An 18,154-nucleotide genomic window follows, 5' to 3' on the forward strand; every position below is an offset into this window, starting at 1 on the left:
ATTTTAAGGAGAAGGACTCCGGAAATTTTAGCTTTTATGTCGGAAAATCTTAATGAAAGTTTAAGCTAAATTTAATTATTCTTTAAGAATTAGTCTGTTCGTTATTTATTCTTAGGTTTAAAAGTTAATTATTATTCTTATTTAGAATAATTAAAAATAGTTAGGAAAAACCCTTTTGAGAGCCTAATTTTGTTGCTAATTTAATTTTCAAACCAAAATTTAACGGATGCAAATAAGTAGATTAATGCTCTTGATCGCCATTTTTTTGACTTCACTTCAGGGGCACTCGCAAAAGAACAAAGTAAATTTAACCGGAGTTATTGTCACCCATTTGGGGAAAACAGCCGAAGGGGTTTCGGTAGCTTTAAAAGGAACAGCCTATACGACCCTAACCAACAGTAAAGGAGAATATACAATTAGTGCCGAACCGGGAGATTATACTTTGCTTGTTACTCATATAGGGTATAAAACAACCGAAGCGGCAGTTTTTTTGAAGCAGGGAGGAAAACCAACTCAAAATATTACGATGGAAGAAGATATGGCGGCTTTAAACGAAGTTGCGGTAACCGGAAAGTCCAAAGTACAAAGAGCACGCGAGCAGGCTTACAACATTACTGCCATAGATTTAAAGAAAACCTACAACACATCGGCTGATTTGAATCAGGTTTTGAATAAAACGACCGGAGTCCGCATTCGGGAATATGGAGGATTGGGATCCACGTTTAACTTTTCGCTGAATGGTTTCTCCGGCAATCAGGTTAAATTCTTTCTGGACGGAATACCTATGGACAGCTACGGTTCAGCCCTTACGCTCAACAACATTCCGGTAAACATGGCCGAACGAATCGATGTTTACAAAGGAGTTGTTCCTATAGAACTGGGAGCAGATGCGTTGGGTGGTGCTGTGAATATTGTTACCAACAAAAATGTAAACCGCTACATTGATGCTTCTTACAGTTACGGTTCGTTTAACACGCACAGGGCCGCAATAAATACCAGATTCTCGGGCAGAGATGGTTTTATTGCCAACATTAACGCTTTTGCAAATTATGCTGACAACGATTATAAAGTAGATGTAAGTGTGGTGGATAAGAATACTTCGAAGTTTCTGCCGGAACAAAAATACAAGCATTTTCATGATGCATATAAATCGGGAACCATAATGGCCGAAGCCGGGTTTAAAAACAAAAGTTTTGCCGATTATCTGCTTGTTGGTTTTGCGGTAGCCGGTAACAAAAAGGAAATTCAGCAGGGAAGAACAATGCAAAAAGTCGTAGGGCAGGCCTTTACAGATAGTGAAAGTTTTATTACTTCGCTGAAGTTCAAAAAAAGTGATCTTTTTACGAAGGGATTGTCCTTGAGTGTTAACTCCACTTATGCTTTAGTAAATAACCGTTCTGTTGATACTTCGTCAAGAGTGTACGACTGGACAGGCAATTATGTGTACCGACAATTTGCCGGAACCAATGATAAGGGGGAACTAGGAAATAAAACCCTGTACGTTTATGATGAGACCAATTCGCAGGTCATAACAAATCTAAAATATCAGCTAAATGAACAGCATTCATTGGCGGTTAACTACTCTTATTTAGGATACAAACGTAAAGAAACCAATGAATACTTAAGAGTTGTTGAACTGGGCGAACCCACTATTGATAAAAATATACTGGGACTGAGTTACAATTTTAGTGGTCTCGATAATCGATTGGCGATTTCGGGTTTTGGAAAAATGTTTGATTTGGCCACTCAAATGATTGTCAACAATGTAACACAATCTTTATCGTCGACAAATTATGGTTATGGTGCAACTTCAGCCTACCATTTGTCCGAACAATTTCAAATTAAAGGTTCTTATGAGCATGCTTATCGTTTGCCATCGGCTACAGAAATGCTGGGTGACGGGTTGACCATAAATAGCAACATCGGATTAAAACCGGAAAGTAGTGACAATGCCAATCTGGGGCTGGCTTTTAATACACAGAACAGCAAAAATCATTTTAATGCCGAAACGAGTATCATTTACAGAGAAGCAAAAGATTTTATCAGAGAAAGACAAGAGGGTGACAAAACTGTTTATGAAAACCTTCAAAACGTACAAATAACAGGTGTTGACGGTGTTTTGAGATACGGGTATAAAGACTTCGTAAATTTTGAAGTAAACGGAACCTATCAAAAGAGCCTCAATAAAAACAAATTCAAAACGGGAACAACCAGTCCTGACGCCTTGTATAACGCACAATTGCCCAACGTTCCAATCTTCTACGGAAATGCTGACCTGACGTTTAATTTTAAAAATATCAGATATCAGGACGATAAACTTTCTTTAAACGTAAGTGCCAATTATATCGATGCTTTTTATCTGACATGGCCGGTATTGGGAAGTCTGGAAACCAAAAAAGCAATCCCCGAGCAATTTACACAAAATGCCATGGTGGCTTATTCTTTCCTGCACGGCAAATACAATCTGGCTTTCGAATGTCGAAACATTACGGATGTAAAGGTGTACGACTACTTTAAGGTTCAAAAACCGGGACGTGCTTTTTCAGTGAAGTTCAGATACTTTCTGCAGTAATTCAATTTTAATAATAACCCCTTAAATAATTATAATCATGTTTGTAAACAAATTCGCAAAATGCTTTGCATTGGCTTTTCTGTCATTATCTACCTTTTCATGCAGCAGTGATGATTCGTCGAAAGAGGAAACGCCAGCTGTAAATGGAACTAAATATGTTGCATCGTACTGGTTGGCCGATTATACGCAGTATATATTGGATTTTAATTCTACAGATCAGTTAATGACCGGAGAAATTAGTGCAAAAGGAGTTGGAATCGAGCAGGAAGGAAGCTGTTTTCCGGTGAATAATACCTTTTTTGCCCTAAGTACCGGAGACGAAGGATCAGTATCGTTTCGTTTGAATAATACCGGAAAGTTAGCAGCAGGAGATAAACTTTCTTTTGAGTCTTCGTATGCTGTAGGATATACCGACGATAAAAAAATGATCAATATTGGGGCAACCTGGGACGGTAGTTCATCCGATTATGAATTGATGATTTACAATCCGACTACAGTTTCTATCGATGGTCGTAAGTTTAACGATTTTAGCGTTAATCCGGCAAATAAAAAAATATTATACTGGCCAACAGGAGCGGCGGTTTCCGGAGATAAACTTTTTGTTCCGGTTTATACCAAAGATGTTAGTGACGGAACCAATAAAGTATTATCATCGGATGCTACGGTAAGAGTTTACAAATACCCTTCTTTGGAATATGTAAGTACAATAAAAGATGCGAGAACAACCGCCATTGGACTTTATTATACCAATACCGGAATTGTTCAGACAGAATCAGGAGATGTGTATACATTCTCGTCTAATGCCTGTGCAGGAGGTTATCCGGTTACAGGAGTTTCTTCCGGAGTTTTACGTATTAGAAAAGGTGATGCCAAGTTTGATCCGGGTTACTTTTTCGACCTTCAGTCAAGTACCTTAAAAGGAAAAGTTCTTGCTGCGTATCCTTTAGGAGGAGAAAAAGTTTTTATCTCTTATATTCCTAACGAGGTTGATGCTGTCAATTCCGTTTATAGTTTCCTTGGTACCAAACCTATTTTCAAATCGGCTATACTTGATTTATCTGCCAAAACCATTTTAGCCGTTACAGGATTGCCGGATCATGGAGGAGATGAATTCTTCGGATTGGGAAGTATGTTTGTAGAAAACGGAAAAGCGTACAAAAGTTTTGTAACAGGAGAACAAGCCCGCGTGTACCAAATTGATATTGCAACCGGTGCTGCAAAAGCCGGAGCGCTTATCAAAGAAGGTCTTTACTTGCCTTCAATTGGTAAACTTACCTACTAAAGTAATGCAATTTTAAACGGTTTGAGGATTACGAAACAATCCTCAAACCGTTTTGTTTATCAATACCATCTTAGTTCCTAATTATTATTGCAATGAATATTTTTAAAAGCCGTACCGGCAAGCCGCCCAATAAAGGAAAATCACGTTTTAGTAAAATCAACGCCTGGCTGCATTTATGGCTGGGACTTGCTTCGGGAATAATTGTATTTATCATGGCAATTACCGGCTGCATATTGGTTTTTGAGCATGAAATCAAACAGCTTACCTCGCCCTGGCTTAATGTCGAGGCTCAAAGTCCGGAGCGATTGCTGCCTCCTTCTCAAATTTATGCCGCTGTGCAAAAAGTACTGCCCAACAAAGAAATTCATGGGGTCTGGTATAATGGTTTAGACAAATCAGTTAAAGTCGATATCGAATCGGATTCGTTGATTTATGTAAATCCCTATACGGCTAAAATTACCGGAATGGTAGATCATGAAGATTTCTTTCATATTATCGACGAAGGACATCGAAATCTTTGGTTGGAACGGGATATTGGGGCGCAGATCACAGCCTGGGCAACCTTTATTTTTTTCTTTTTGCTGATCAGCGGACTTATATTATGGTTTCCGAAAAAATGGAACAAAACAACCATTAACAGTAGTTTTAAAGTAAAGTGGGATGCTAAATTCAAACGTCTCAACTATGATTTGCACAATGTAATGGGGTTTTATGTACTTATACTGGCGCTATTAATTTCGTTTACCGGATTGTTAATGAGTTTTCATTGGTTAAGAGAAAGTACGTACTGGATTAGTGGTGGATGGGAAGAAGTAAAAGAACAAACGGTTTCGGCCGCAAAGCCTCTGTCTAAGCCCCAACTGGATAAGCTGGCCGCTGCCGATTTTATCTGGAAAAAGGTTCGGACAGAAATTGCCCAGGAAAATAAAGAAGCGGTCATCATTCATTTTCCCGATGATCCTAAAGAAGATTTTTATGCTTGTACGGATATGCACAAAGGCATTTGGAGAGATCTGTATTTTGACTCCAAAACGCTTGAATTACTTCCGAAATCAGAAAAATATATTGGTAACGAACGTTTTTCGGATTGGTTGATGCGATCGAATTATAGTCTCCATATTGGTGCAATAGGAGGATTGTCGACCAAGATCATTTATTTCACCGCCAGTTTAATCTGTGCCAGTTTACCCCTTACCGGATTTTATATCTGGTGGGGAAGAAAGAAAAAACTAAAATCAAAAGGGTAAATTCATCTGATTTTAGTTGTTTAGTGTTAGTTAGTTTCCTTAAAGTCTTTTGTGTGAAGTAAGATTCCTCAAAAGACTTTTTTTTGCTTGGTAAGGAATGAAAAGCAGGCAGGCTTATGCGATTGTTAGACGAATAGGAGTAGAAATTATGTATGTCGAATTACTTTGGGGGGACTTCGACTTCGCTCAGTCTGACAAAGGTCTCAATATCATTTTCAAGGTTTTTATTTGTGGTAGTGTGCTCTGGATAAATAATCCCAACAAGATGTTAAGCGCCAGAAAATTAAACTTTGCGTCTCTGCGTCTTAGCGAGCAAAAAACACTATACTTTACGGTTAACCCCACAAACAAAAAGAGCCTGCTAACTACAAACAGGCTCTTTCATTCAAAAAAAAAACAAAAACAAGGAAACTAAAGATCCAAAATATTAAATTCTGTATGTAAAGGCTATAGTGGCAATACGATTGTCAAGATCATATCTTTTATTGATGCTCGTTTGCGCTATAACCGAATTGATGTGAAAATTATTAGTATTAAAAATGTCTGTAATATTAAGTTTGATATTTCCTTTTTTAGCCAGCACCTGTTTTGAAATACCAATACTAAAATCAAAAAAAGCATCTCTTTCATAAATCCCAAGATTAGATTTTGACTGGTACTGTGCATTGGCTTCGGCTTTCCAGCTTTCGGTGATCGTAAAGGAATTTTGAACACTTAGATTCAAAGTAACAATCGGGTCAATTTTATCCGTATTCACTACATTCCCCATAAACCTGTTTTCGAAAATATTGAAAAGGGTATTCACCGACCACCATTTGTAAATTTCGGCTGTATTGGTAATGTTTGCCCCATAATTGTATGATTTCGCCACATTAATTTGAGAAGTCACCGTGGTGTTATTGGCAGGATTGTAATCGTAAACCTCTGTAAAAACATCTTTGGTTTTGCTGAAATACAACGAAGCCATAAAAGCACTTTTCCAGGCATATCCAATTTCTGTTGAATGTGTAATCTCAGGAACCAGATTCGGATTTCCCTGTGAATAGTTGAATGAATCATCATAAAAACGGAACGGATTTAAATCAAACTGACTTGGTCTGTTGATTCTTTTACTATAGGAGGCGTGCAAAGAATGATCGCTGCTTAACTCATATTTCAAAGAAACACTCGGAAACCATTTTAAATAATCGTCTTTGTGCTCTTCATTTAAGGTCTTCTGTAAAATATTTATGGCCGTATATTCGGTTCTTAAACCTCCCTGAATATTGAAATTCTCGAGCTGGTATTTATAATTGGCGTAAGCGGCATAAATTTGCTCTTTGTATTCAAAATGATTGGTTGAATTAGCATCAACGATCCATTGATTGTTATCGTAATATTCATAAACCGATGGATTGTCGTTGTTTTTCACACTAGCTTTAACTCCCCATTCGATAGATTGTTTTTCTTTTAACGGATTGACGAAATCAATTTTTCCTGTAAAAACACGCAACTGCGACGGAATAAAACCTCTGCGGTCGTTAACAGCTACAGCTGTAGGATTGGTGTTTTTGGCACTCTGAAACTGATTTGATCTGAACTTTGATGTTTCATATTCCAAATCAAAAGACATGTTTTTTCCTTCGGTATTAAACTTGTGAACGCCGGAGAAACCATAGGTATAATCGTTCCATTTTTCTTTGCTGTCATTGTAGGTAAAGGCATCAAACTGCACCTGATCTAAGGCATTCAGCAAGATGTTTTTACCATTGGCAATGTTTTCGTAACGGCCCAGTTTTGCATCCACATATACTTCTAAATTGGTTTTGGGAGAAACCTCATAAGTGGTTCCAATTTTAAAATTATTAGAAGTCAGCGGTTCGTCAGTAATCGAAGTCTGATGGTTTTTTGTCGAAAGGGTTTGACGGGTATTGTCCGTATATTGAATCTGATCGAATTCTTTGCGTTCTTCTTCTCCTCTGAAAGTGTAACTGTAATTTCCGTAAACGCCAAACTTATCTTTGTTGTAACTCAGGTTTACGCCTGAATTTGTTCGGTTTTTACGGCCTCTTCCATAATTGGTAAACACCGTTCCTTTAAGTCCGCCTGCATTGGGTTTTTTTAGAACAATATTAATAATTCCGGCTTTTCCGGTAGCGTCGTATTTTGAAGAAGGATTGGTAATCACTTCAATTTGTTTGATATTGGATGAGGTGGTTGACTTTAGGTAATTGGCTAGTTCTTTTTGCGAAAGCTGCGTTAATTTACCATTAATCATTACCCCGACACCCTGTTGTCCGCGAATCGATAACTCTCCGTCCTGAGACACTACAACGCCCGGAGCGCGTGATAAAACGTCTAAAGCAGTACCTCCTTCAGAAACAATGCTGTTTTCGACATTAAAAACCAATCGATCTGATTTTTGAGTATATAAAACTTTCTTTTTTGTGATTACAATTTCATCTAGTGCATTGATCGAGGTTTCGACGATGCTGTCTCTTCCTTTTTCTGTCTGCGAGTATCCGTAGACTGAAAATGCGAGTACAATAGATGTTATAATATGCTTCATGATGTTTGTAATATTTTATGCGATAGGGGATTTAAAGTAATTTGTTTATCTGGCGTATAAGCAGAAAGTTGATATTCTCTGGCAGTCGTGTTCTACTGTAGAACGAGCTGTTCGAGTTTGTCAGAAAGCATATCTTGAAGAAGTGACAAACGGTTTGATAACTTGAAAACGGTCGTTTTTATAGGGAGGAGTATGGAAAACATGGAATGTTATTTGAAGTTTCAGTTGTCAAATATAACACTATTTATAATAAGTCTAAATAAATATAGTTAAAATTTGCGACAAATATTTTAACTCCTTGATTTTTAGGGGTTTTTATTTTTATGAAAAACTGAAAAATTGAAAATAAGGAGGTGAAATCGATGCTAAAACCAGTAAAAACAAGGCTTCATGGATTTTGGAAAAAGCTCGGAAGAGAGGCGGAGTAAAAAAAAGAAAACCAATTTATCCTGAAGCAGCATAAATTGGTTTTATCTTTGAAAAGAAGCGGAGTCCCGGGGGGTTATTTTGTGATTTCCCTAAAGACGGCTTCGAGGTTTTTATTTTTCTGATTCAGCTGTAGTGTCTTTAATCCATTTGCATTGGCAAAGTCAAAAATAGCCGGACGCATATCTTTGTCCGCCACAAAAGTAAGCTCCCAGGTCATATCATGCGTGTTTTTATAAGCCGTAATATTTTCCAGTTTTGCCAAAAGCTGTTCTTCGATTTGATAATCAAATTCAACCTCAATTACTTGTGCTTTATCTTCAGAAACCAGGTGGTCTAATTTTTTGTCGGCCACAATTTGCCCTCTGTCAATAATAATGACACGATCGCAAATGGCTTCTACTTCCTGCATAATATGTGTAGACAGAAAAACGGTTTTATTTTTCCCTACATTTTTGATTACGTTTCGAATTTCCATCAACTGATTGGGATCCAGTCCGGTAGTAGGTTCGTCCAGAATCAGAACCTCGGGATCGTGCAGTAAAGCATTGGCAAGTCCCACACGCTGGCGGTATCCTTTAGACAATTGTCCTATTTTTTTATGGCTTTCACCTGACAGTCCTGTCAGTTGAATGACTTCTTCGATTCTTGATTTTGGAACCTGATAAACATCGGCATTAAAAGCCAAATACTCACGAACATACAAATCCAAATACAACGGATTGTGCTCGGGTAAATAGCCAATAGAACGTTGAACTGCTTTCGCGTTCGTCATGACATCATGACCGTTTACAAGGGCTGAGCCGTTATCTGACAACAAATAGGTGGTCAAAATTTTCATTAATGTAGATTTTCCTGCTCCGTTTGGACCAAGAAATCCGACGATTTCTCCTTTTTCAATAGAGAATGAAATTTCGTTTAGCGCTTTTTGAGTTCCGTAACTTTTTGATATGTTGTTTACTGCTATCGACATGACTTTTTATTTGCTACAAAAGTAAACAGAAATACGCTCGATTACTACATTTTTATCTTTTAAAGAAATCATAAAAAAAATATAAAAGCCAGTCGTTGCGGCATCGTTCTTGTTAAAAGGAAATCAAATTTAAAATAATTTATAATGAAAAAAATGTTGGTGGTTCTTGCATTAGCTATGGTTAGCTTTGCAAACGCACAAAAAGGAACAATCTTAGTTGGTGGTGGTATTGGTTACACTTCTCAAACCAGAACTTTAGGAAACAATGAGGTTAAAACGAATGAATTTGATTTTTCTCCAAAAGTAGGTTACCAATTTCACGACAACTGGACTGTAGGGGGTGAGGCTTCTTTTGGTTCAAGTAAAGAAGATCGTGGAGTAAACGAAATTAAAAACAACACTACTAAATTAGGTGCATTTTTACGTTACACTATTCCTTTGAATCCAACTTTCTCTTTCTTCGCTGAATTAGGAACTGGTTTTCAAAGTGCAAAAGATAAAACGTACACTGGACCAATTACTTCAACTGCAAAAGCAGATGGTATGTACATTGGTGTAACACCAGCTCTTTTTATCGACATGAAAAAAGGTTTTGGTTTAAACTTTAACATTGGTGGTTTAGGGTACAACACTTTAAACTATGATAACAATGGACCAGAAGTTAAAAACTTCAATTTTAATTTTGGTAGAACATTTAACATCGGAGTTTCTAAAAACTTCTAGTCTTAAATGATATTCAATTTCAGAAAAGCATCCGCCGCGGCGGGTGCTTTTTTTTTATGGTAACAATTCCTTTTTGTTTTCTTCATTTTTCATTTGTAAAACAGTCTTCTTTTTTAAGTGATTGTTAATAAGTGTAATCGTGTCCAATGTTGGTATTCTTGTTGTTGTTTTTATGTAAAATATTAATAAATATCACACATGAAAAAAATGCTACTTATTCTTGCATTGTCAGTTTTTGGCTTTGCAAATGCCCAAAAGGGGACAATTTTAGTTGGTGGAAATATTGGTTATACTTCTGAAAAAATTGATAGGGAAACTTCGCCTGTGAAAAACAATAGTTTTGATTTTTTACCAAAAGTTGGATATCAATTTCATGACAACTGGACTGCTGGAATAGAATTTTCGGTACAATCTTCAAAAAGTGAGTTTGGAGAGGGAGAAGGTAAAGCTAACAATTTTAAAACGGGAGCATTTGTACGATATACTGTGCCGTTGAGTGAAACTTTTTCGGTTTTTGCTGATTTAGGAGCAGGTTTTCAAAATCAAAAAGGCAAAAATTATGTAAATGGATCACTTGTATCAAATCGTAAAATAGACGGTTTTTATTCCGGTCTGACTCCGGCTCTTTTTGTTAATATGAAGAAAGGGTTTGGTTTAAATTTTAGTATTGGAGGTTTAAGCTATGAAACATTAAATTATGCTGATGATGACTATAGTAAGTTCTCTTTTAATTTTGGTAAAACAGTTAACATCGGGATTTCTAAAAACTTTTAATTGCAGATTTAATATAAAATTGAAAAGCATCCGCCGCAGCGGATGCTTTTTTTTATTGCCTATCTTATGAAAAGTAAAATTTGTCGTTTAGCCCCGATAGAAGTGCTATCCTTTTGTGGCGGGGTTCGCCATAAAAGATATAACGGATAGCGGGACTGAAGGTCTTTTGAAAAAAAAATCTTCTGCTGCTAAAAAAAATGCCAACCCTAGCGAAGTCGAAAAAAATCATAACTACAAGAGTTTCGACTCCGCCGGTTGGCAGTAAAAAAACAAAATATATTCAAATAAAATTAAAAAGTAGCGGTGCTTTCAACTGCTGCTCTCATTTCCTGGGCTGCAGCAACCATCTCGATTAAAGCCTTTTTGGTTTCATCCCAATGACGGGTTTTTAAACCGCAATCCGGGTTTACCCACAATTGATCTGTTGGAATAACCGCAGCTGCTTTTTCTAACAAGCGAACCATTTCGGTACTTGAAGGCACACGTGGGGAGTGAATGTCATAAACTCCGGGACCAATTTCGTTAGGATATTTAAAGTTGGCAAAAGCGTCTAAAAGTTCCATTTGAGAGCGCGAGCATTCGATCGTAATCACATCGGCATCCATATCGGCGATATTCTGGATAATGTCATTGAATTCGCTATAGCACATGTGGGTGTGAATTTGTGTATCGTCGTTAACACCACTTGCAGAAATACGGAATGCTTTTACGGCCCAATCCAGGTAGTTGGCCCATTCTTCTTTTCGCAAAGGCAGACCTTCACGAATGGCAGGCTCGTCAATCTGAATAATTTTGATTCCGGCTTTTTCCAAATCCACTACTTCATCGCGGATCGCCAAAGCAATTTGTGTGCAGGTTACCGAACGCGGCTGATCGTTACGTACAAACGACCATTGCAAAATAGTAACCGGCCCGGTAAGCATTCCTTTAACCCATTTCGGAGTCAGGGATTGTGCATATTTAGACCATTTTACCGTCATAGGATTTGGTCTTGAAACATCGCCATAAATAACCGGAGGTTTCACACAGCGGCTTCCGTAACTTTGTACCCAGCCATTTTTGGTAAAAGTAAAACCGGACAATTGTTCTCCAAAATATTCCACCATATCATTGCGTTCGAATTCCCCGTGAACCAGAACGTCAATTCCTGTTTCTTCCTGAAAACGAATCGTAGCTTCGGTCTCTTTTTCGATTAAGTCATTGTATTGTTCGGTCGTTAACTCTCCTTTTTTAAATTTCGCTCTCCAGCTTCTCACTTCAGCGGTTTGAGGAAAAGATCCAATCGTTGTGGTTGGAAATAAAGGCAGGTTTAAAGCTTCGATCTGACTTTTTCTGCGGGTTGCAAAAGTGCTTTTACGCTTGTCATCTGAAGCTGTAATTCCGGCAACACGCGTTTTAACTTCGTTATTGTGAATTAATGTTGAGGTTTTACGATTGTTGTTGGCGATCACATTTTGTTCGTAATCTGCCGAGTTTTTAATGTCAGTTTCATTAGAAGCAAATTGCTTCAATACCACAATTTCGCTGATTTTTTGTTTGGCAAAAGCAAGCCATTGTTTGATTTCAGGAGTCAGCGTTGCATCATTTGTTTCTAAGTCTAAATCGCAGGGACTGTGAATTAAAGAGCAGGATGGCGCAATCAGAATTCGGTTTTCTCCCAATGCATCCGTGGCTTTTTTTATCAATTGTAAAGAGTTGCTGAAATCGTTTTTCCAGATGTTTCTTCCGTCAACTACACCTAAAGAAAGACTGGTGTTGGGAGCCAGCTGACCTGATTCTAAAATATCATCTAATTGAGAAGGACAACGCACTAAATCTAAATGAAAGGTATTCACCGGCAAAGCCAAAGCGGTGCTTAGGTTTTCTCCAAAACAATCAAAATAGTTGGCCAGAACTATTTTAATTTGAGGGAAATTTTGATGAATTTCGTTGTATACTTTTGTGAAGGTGCTTCTTTCTTTATCGGTTAAGTTTAACGCCAGGAAAGGTTCATCAAGTTGAATGTATTCTACATTTTCTTCTTGCAGTTTTTTGAAAATTTCGAAATACACAGGAAGCAGTTTGTCAATCAGGTCAATACGGTGAAAACCCTCTTCTTTTTCTTTTCCCAAAAGCAAGTAAGAGATAGGTCCTATCAAAACAGGTTTAGTAGCAATTTTTAAAGTATTAGCTTCTTTGAATTCAGTAATGATTTTTTCAGAAAACAATTCGAATTTTTGATTCTTCGTAAATTCAGGAACAATATAATGGTAGTTGGTATCGAACCATTTTGTCATTTCCATAGCCACAACATCCTGACCGTCTTTTTGTGCTCCTCTTGCCATAGCAAAATACAGGTCGATAGAACTGTTTGTTTTTGCCAGTTCGTGGTAACGTTCCGGAATTGCACCAACCGTTAAAGTCAGATCCAGAACCTGATCATAAAACGAAAAGTCATTAGACGGAATCAAATCTACTCCGGCTTCCGATTGTAAATACCAGTTTTTACGACGAATGTCTCTTCCGGTTTCGATTAACTCGTCTGCCGATATTTTTCCTGCCCAGTACAATTCACAGGCTTTTTTTAATTCTCTGTTGCTACCAATTCTTGGGTATCCTAAATTATTTGTTTTCATTTTTGATTCAGTATTTTTTACTGTACAAATTTATTGTATTGGATTTTATAACTTATATTTGAGCTGTATTTCAGTAAAATGTATTTTAAAAGCTGATTTTAAAAGATTATATTACTGATAAAATCTTGTAAGAAGAACTTTAGCCGTAAAAAATACTATGGAAAACTTAGACAAAACCGATTTATTGATTCTGAAATACCTTCAGGAAAACTCCAATATCAATACAAAAGATCTTGCCAGCAAATTATTTCTAACTGTAACGCCCGTTTATGAACGTATAAAAAGACTGGAACGTGACGGATATATCACCAAATATGTGGCCTTGTTGGATAAGAAGAAAATGAATCGCGGGATGATTGTTTTTTGCAATGTGCGTTTAAAAGAGCATGCTAAAAATGTAGGAAGTAATTTTGTGAAAGATATCGTAGCCCTTCCTGAAATTATAGAGTGTTATAATATTGCCGGTGATTACGATTTTATGCTCAAGATTCTGGTTCAGGATATGGCCAGTTATCAGGATTTTGTAATGAACAAATTATCGCAAATCATTGCGGTTAGATTAATTCGTGAATTCGTGGCCGACAAATCAGCGTTAATCTTTTTAATCTGGGGCCTATTTTTCTTCAATATTATCCTAAAATAAAACGTATTTTTGGCGTTTAGATCCAAAAGTCTAAAATCAACAATCTGAAATCTAAAATTGAAAATGAACTGGGAACAACTTTTATCACTCAAGCGCCAAGGCGACACTAGCAAAAGATTACGTGTAGAACAAGACGATACGCGACTGGGGTTTGAGGTTGATTATGACCGAATTATTTTTTCGGCAGCTTTTCGCTCTTTACAGGATAAAACTCAGGTAATTCCGCTTTCAAAAACAGATTTCGTACACACCAGATTAACACATAGTTTGGAAGTTTCGGTGGTAGGACGCTCTCTTGGACGTTTGGTTGGGAAAAAAATCATTGAAAAATACCCTCATTTAAAAGAAGTTCACGGCTACCATATGAACGATTTTGGGGCCATTGTGGCAGCAGCTTCTCTGGCGCATGATATTGGAAATCCCCCTTTTGGACATTCGGGAGAAAAAGCAATTGGCGAATATTTTTCGATAGGAAAAGGATTGAAATACAAAGAGCAGTTGACGGCAAAACAATGGCAGGATTTAATTGATTTTGAAGGTAATGCCAACGGTTTTTCGGTTCTTACGGCTAGTCGCCCGGGAATCGAGGGCGGACTTCGTATTTCGTATGCTACGCTGGGCGCTTTTATGAAATATCCGAAAGAAAGTTTACCTAAAAAACCAACGCAGAATATCGCCGATAAAAAATACGGTTTCTTTCAAACCGACAAATCATTTTTTGAAGAGGTGGCCAATGATATGGGTATGATTGTCAACAAATCCGGAGACGATATTGGTTTTGAGAGACATCCTTTGGCCTATTTGGTCGAAGCGGCTGACGACATTTGTTATACCATTATCGATTTTGAAGATGGAATAAATCTGGGATTAGTTTCGGAGGATTATGCGCTGGAATACTTAATCAAACTGGTAAAAGACAATATCGGAGTAGCCAAATACAAGACTTTAACAACAAAAGAAGACCGAATTAGTTATTTACGTGCGTTGGCTATCGGAACCCTGATTAATGATGCTGTGAATGTTTTTGTTGAAAATGAAGAGGCTATTCTACAGGGTAAATTTCCTTTTGCCTTAACAGATAAAAGCAAATACAAAGCACAAATGGATGATATTATCAAGCTAAGTGTCGATAAAATCTACCAAAGCCGTGAAGTGGTTGAAAAAGAAATTGTAGGCTATCAGATTATCCAGACCTTACTGGACAAGTTTATAACTGCTTTTAACAATAAATACGAAGGAACAGCTTCAAACTATGACAAACTGCTTTTGAAAATGCTGCCTGAAAAACACCATTTAGAGAAAACCAATTTATACGAACGTTTGCTGCATATTTGTCACTACGTTTCTTTGTTAACTGACGGGAATGCCCTTGAATTGTTTGAAACAATCAACGGAAGAAAAAATAAGTAATACGCTATTGAAAAGCATAAACCAGACCCACGCCTAAGACTTGTCTTAGCTGGGCTCTTGGTCCGTTGTTAACTTGCGAAGTCGCTCCGGTAGCAGGATCCCAAACGTCTATTTTGGTTTTGATATCGTCGTCATAAACCAGGTGTACACCAATATTGGCTTTTACATAAGCATTTACCACAAGGTCCAGGCGGGTATCATAATCGATGTCGACATTTCCAAATTTGTTCAGATAATCGGTGTACAAACTCAGTCTGTTTTCGTAAAAGATATTTTTGTAAATCTCGGTTTTCATGTATCCGGTAAGCAGAATACCAAATTCGGCTTTAACCTTCTGTCCGTTTTCAAGTAAAATTTTAGAATTTGGATCCATAGGGTCTACCATATAAGTCGCTTTTCGAACCCCAAAAGCTCCCTGATTGGCTAAGGCCTGATCCAGAACCAAAGTAGTTTTTAAGGTTATTGGAGAGAAGTAAAGCGTTCTGTTTTTCTTTTTATTAGAGTTTTCAGCTCCGGCTCCAAGAAAGACATAAGCAGGTGCGAAAGGTCTGGAGATCGCAACATCCTTATTCGGGTAATTGTATCCGTCGGTGAATTGCGTATTGAAGTTGAATTTTGCCGAGTAATACCAATTGGAGATGGTATCTTTTCTAAAACCGTAAGTCGAGTTGAATAAAATCGCATCATCGGTTTTTCGGAGTTCGGTACCGTCTTGCTGGTTTAAACCGTATTTTATAATAAGTTCATTCGCCCATTTGTGGTTTCCTCTAACGTAAGTTCGGTTAAATTCGCCTTTAAAAAGTCCTGAAATCGAACTTGTTCCCCCTGCACTCCAGTTTACGAAAGCAATCTCAGAAATGTCAAAACCCAGTTGATTTTTTTTCGTCCAGTTTGACGGTGGAGCAGGTAATTCACCCGGGTCTAAAGTCGTTTGGATGATTTGGGCAAAGTTATTTGAAGTACACAAAAGCAACAGAAGCAAAAGGGTAGAACGCAATAATTTCATTGTGATTTTTATTTTTTGACAGCGCAAAATAATTATTTTGTGTCGTTTGAAAAAAGATTTACCAAACTTTTAACGTCAATTTTACACAATTGTTGTAACTGATTTACCGTTCCATGCTCGATAAACTTGTCGGGAACACCTAAAACTTCGATAGTATTTTTGAAATTGTTTGAGGCTGCAAACTCTAAAATGGCACTTCCAAAACCACCATTTATAGCACCATCTTCGATCGTAATGATCCTCTCAAAGCTTGAAAAAATATCATTTAAAATGTTGATGTTTAGTGGTTTAATGAAAGGAAAGTCGTAGTGGGCGATAGTGTCAGAATTGGCACATTCGCTTAGTGCTGCGGTTACATTATTTCCAATTGTTCCGGTGGATAAAACGGCTGTTTTTGTTCCCGTTTTTAAGCAGGTCGCTGCGCCAATTTCAATTTTTTTGTAATGTCCGAAATTTTCTACTTCCCAATTTGGTAAAACGCCACGGCCTCTTGGATATCGAATGGCAATGGGGTGATTTAATCCTAACTGAGCGGTATATAAAATATTTTGTAGAGCAATTTCATTGAGCGGAGCATAAATAATAATGTTCGGAATAGCTCGTAAATAGGCAATGTCAAAAACACCGTGATGTGTCGCACCATCTTCGCCTACCAAGCCTGCTCGGTCCAGGCAAAAAATAACTGGCAAGTTTTGCAGTGCAACATCGTGAATGACCTGATCGTAAGCGCGCTGTAAAAAAGTCGAATAAATATTGCAATACACAATCATACCCTGTGTAACCATTCCGGCTGCAAGTGTTACGGCATGCTGTTCGGCTATTCCCACATCAAAAGCACGTTCCGGAATCTCGTCCATCATAAATTTAAGCGAACTTCCGGAGGGCATTGCAGGAGTGATTCCGATAATCTTTTCGTTCTTTTTGGCTAAATCTAAAACAGTCAAACCAAAAACATCCTGATATTTGGGCGCTAAGTTTTCTTCTGATTTTGAATAAACCTCTCCAGTCGAAGCATCAAACTTTCCGGGTGCATGATATTTTACCTGATTTTCTTCGGCTTGCTGTAAACCTTTTCCTTTTGTGGTAACAATGTGAAGGAACTTTGGGCCTTTTATTTTCTTTAAGCGATGGAGTTCTTTGATTAATGTCGGAAGATCATGACCGTCAATCGGACCCGAATAATCAAAGTTTAACGATTTGATGATGTTATTCTGCTTTGGGTTTTTCCCGTTTTTAACGGCTGTTAAATACTTTTTCAAAGCACCCACACTCGGATCGATTCCGATAGCGTTATCATTTAAAATCACCAGAAGGTTAGCATCTGTAACTCCGGCATGATTTAAACCTTCGAAAGCCATTCCCGAAGCAATCGACGCATCGCCAATGACCGCAACATGCTGTTTGTCTAAATCACCCTTTAGTTTTGAGGCAATGGCCATTCCAAGTGCCGCCGAGATAGAAGTAGAGGAATGTCCTACACCAAAAGTATCGTAAATGCTTTCGCTCCTTTTTGGAAAACCGGAAATACCTTCCAGTTGCCTGTTGGTATGAAAAATGGCTCTTCTCTCCGTCAAAATTTTATGACCGTAAGCCTGATGGCCAACATCCCACACCAATAAATCGTCAGGCGTATTAAACACATAATGCAGCGCTATAGTCAATTCGATTACACCCAGACTGGATCCTAAATGCCCTTCTTTGACCGAAACAACATCAATAATAAAATCGCGTAATTCTTGTGCGACCTGAGTAAGTTGCGCTTCGGGTAACAAGCGTAAATCGGCGGAATTGTGTATGTTGGAGAGTAAGTTGCTTTTCATTGTAAGGTAAAAAGCAAATTTACGGTTTTAAATTTAATTATTGTTTTTTGAATGTTTAACGCGAACCTTAAATAGATGGTTTTTATAGAAATGAGGCAATTAAAAGCGTTAATTG

Annotated in this window: 12 protein-coding genes; 7 read left to right on the forward strand and 5 right to left on the reverse strand. The window is 37.6% G+C overall.

From position 1 onward, the window contains the following. The first annotated feature begins 226 nt into the window (after positions 1-226). The 3 genes from ACN1CN_RS14475 to ACN1CN_RS14485 all read left to right on the forward strand — a co-directional run bounded on the left by ACN1CN_RS14475 (position 227) and on the right by ACN1CN_RS14485 (position 5,101). Positions 227-2,572, forward strand: a complete 2,346-nt coding sequence (locus ACN1CN_RS14475; RefSeq protein WP_419136156.1) for a TonB-dependent receptor — start codon at positions 227-229, stop codon at positions 2,570-2,572. Positions 2,573-2,609: 37 nt separating this feature from the next. After that, a complete protein-coding gene (locus ACN1CN_RS14480) occupies positions 2,610-3,854 on the forward strand; it encodes a DUF4374 domain-containing protein (RefSeq protein ID WP_419136157.1) in 1,245 nt (414 codons plus the stop codon). 92 nt (positions 3,855-3,946) lie between these two features. Continuing rightward, on the forward strand, positions 3,947-5,101 hold the full coding sequence (locus ACN1CN_RS14485; protein WP_419136158.1) for a PepSY-associated TM helix domain-containing protein: 1,155 nt from the start codon (positions 3,947-3,949) through the stop codon (positions 5,099-5,101). A gap of 427 nt (positions 5,102-5,528) precedes the next feature. On the opposite strand, the gene ACN1CN_RS14490 is transcribed toward ACN1CN_RS14485, so the two are convergent. Both ACN1CN_RS14490 and gldA read right to left on the reverse strand, forming a co-directional pair. Further along, positions 5,529-7,649, reverse strand: a complete 2,121-nt coding sequence (locus tag ACN1CN_RS14490) for a TonB-dependent receptor domain-containing protein (protein ID WP_419136159.1) — start codon at positions 7,647-7,649, stop codon at positions 5,529-5,531. 502 nt (positions 7,650-8,151) lie between these two features. Beyond that, positions 8,152-9,048, reverse strand: a complete 897-nt coding sequence (gldA, locus tag ACN1CN_RS14495) for a gliding motility-associated ABC transporter ATP-binding subunit GldA (RefSeq protein WP_419136160.1) — start codon at positions 9,046-9,048, stop codon at positions 8,152-8,154. 144 nt (positions 9,049-9,192) lie between these two features. Here gldA and ACN1CN_RS14500 point away from each other — a divergent pair, with 144 nt between their 5' ends. Together ACN1CN_RS14500 and ACN1CN_RS14505 are read left to right on the forward strand one after the other, a co-directional pair. Beyond that, complete coding sequence (locus ACN1CN_RS14500) at positions 9,193-9,771, forward strand: porin family protein (protein WP_264526216.1); 579 nt, start codon at positions 9,193-9,195, stop codon at positions 9,769-9,771. A gap of 198 nt (positions 9,772-9,969) precedes the next feature. Beyond that, complete coding sequence (locus tag ACN1CN_RS14505; protein WP_419136161.1) at positions 9,970-10,545, forward strand: outer membrane beta-barrel protein; 576 nt, start codon at positions 9,970-9,972, stop codon at positions 10,543-10,545. Between the two features lie 290 nt (positions 10,546-10,835). Here the strand turns inward: ACN1CN_RS14505 and metE are convergent, their stop codons facing one another. Next, positions 10,836-13,160, reverse strand: a complete 2,325-nt coding sequence (metE, locus tag ACN1CN_RS14510; RefSeq protein WP_419136162.1) for a 5-methyltetrahydropteroyltriglutamate--homocysteine S-methyltransferase — start codon at positions 13,158-13,160, stop codon at positions 10,836-10,838. Between the two features lie 157 nt (positions 13,161-13,317). On the opposite strand from metE, the gene ACN1CN_RS14515 reads away from it, so the two are divergent. Both ACN1CN_RS14515 and ACN1CN_RS14520 read left to right on the forward strand, forming a co-directional pair. Next, the gene (locus ACN1CN_RS14515; protein ID WP_419136163.1) at positions 13,318-13,803 is read left to right on the forward strand and encodes an Lrp/AsnC family transcriptional regulator; all 486 of its coding nucleotides are present in this window, start codon (positions 13,318-13,320) and stop codon (positions 13,801-13,803) included. 63 nt (positions 13,804-13,866) lie between these two features. Continuing rightward, positions 13,867-15,213: a deoxyguanosinetriphosphate triphosphohydrolase gene (locus tag ACN1CN_RS14520; RefSeq protein ID WP_264526219.1), complete on the forward strand. Its 1,347-nt coding sequence runs from the start codon at positions 13,867-13,869 to the stop codon at positions 15,211-15,213. 4 nt (positions 15,214-15,217) lie between these two features. Here the strand turns inward: ACN1CN_RS14520 and ACN1CN_RS14525 are convergent, their stop codons facing one another. Both ACN1CN_RS14525 and ACN1CN_RS14530 read right to left on the reverse strand, forming a co-directional pair. Beyond that, positions 15,218-16,219, reverse strand: coding sequence for a DUF3078 domain-containing protein (locus ACN1CN_RS14525; protein ID WP_419136164.1), 1,002 nt, complete (start codon positions 16,217-16,219; stop codon positions 15,218-15,220). Positions 16,220-16,251: 32 nt separating this feature from the next. Next, positions 16,252-18,039 carry a 1-deoxy-D-xylulose-5-phosphate synthase gene (locus ACN1CN_RS14530; protein WP_419136165.1) on the reverse strand — a complete coding sequence of 596 codons (1,788 nt, stop codon included), beginning with the start codon at positions 18,037-18,039 and terminating at the stop codon, positions 16,252-16,254. Positions 18,040-18,154 lie beyond the last annotated feature (115 nt).

It is taken from the genome of Flavobacterium sp. T12S277 (assembly GCF_048514875.1).
Lineage (GTDB): Bacteria > Bacteroidota > Bacteroidia > Flavobacteriales > Flavobacteriaceae > Flavobacterium.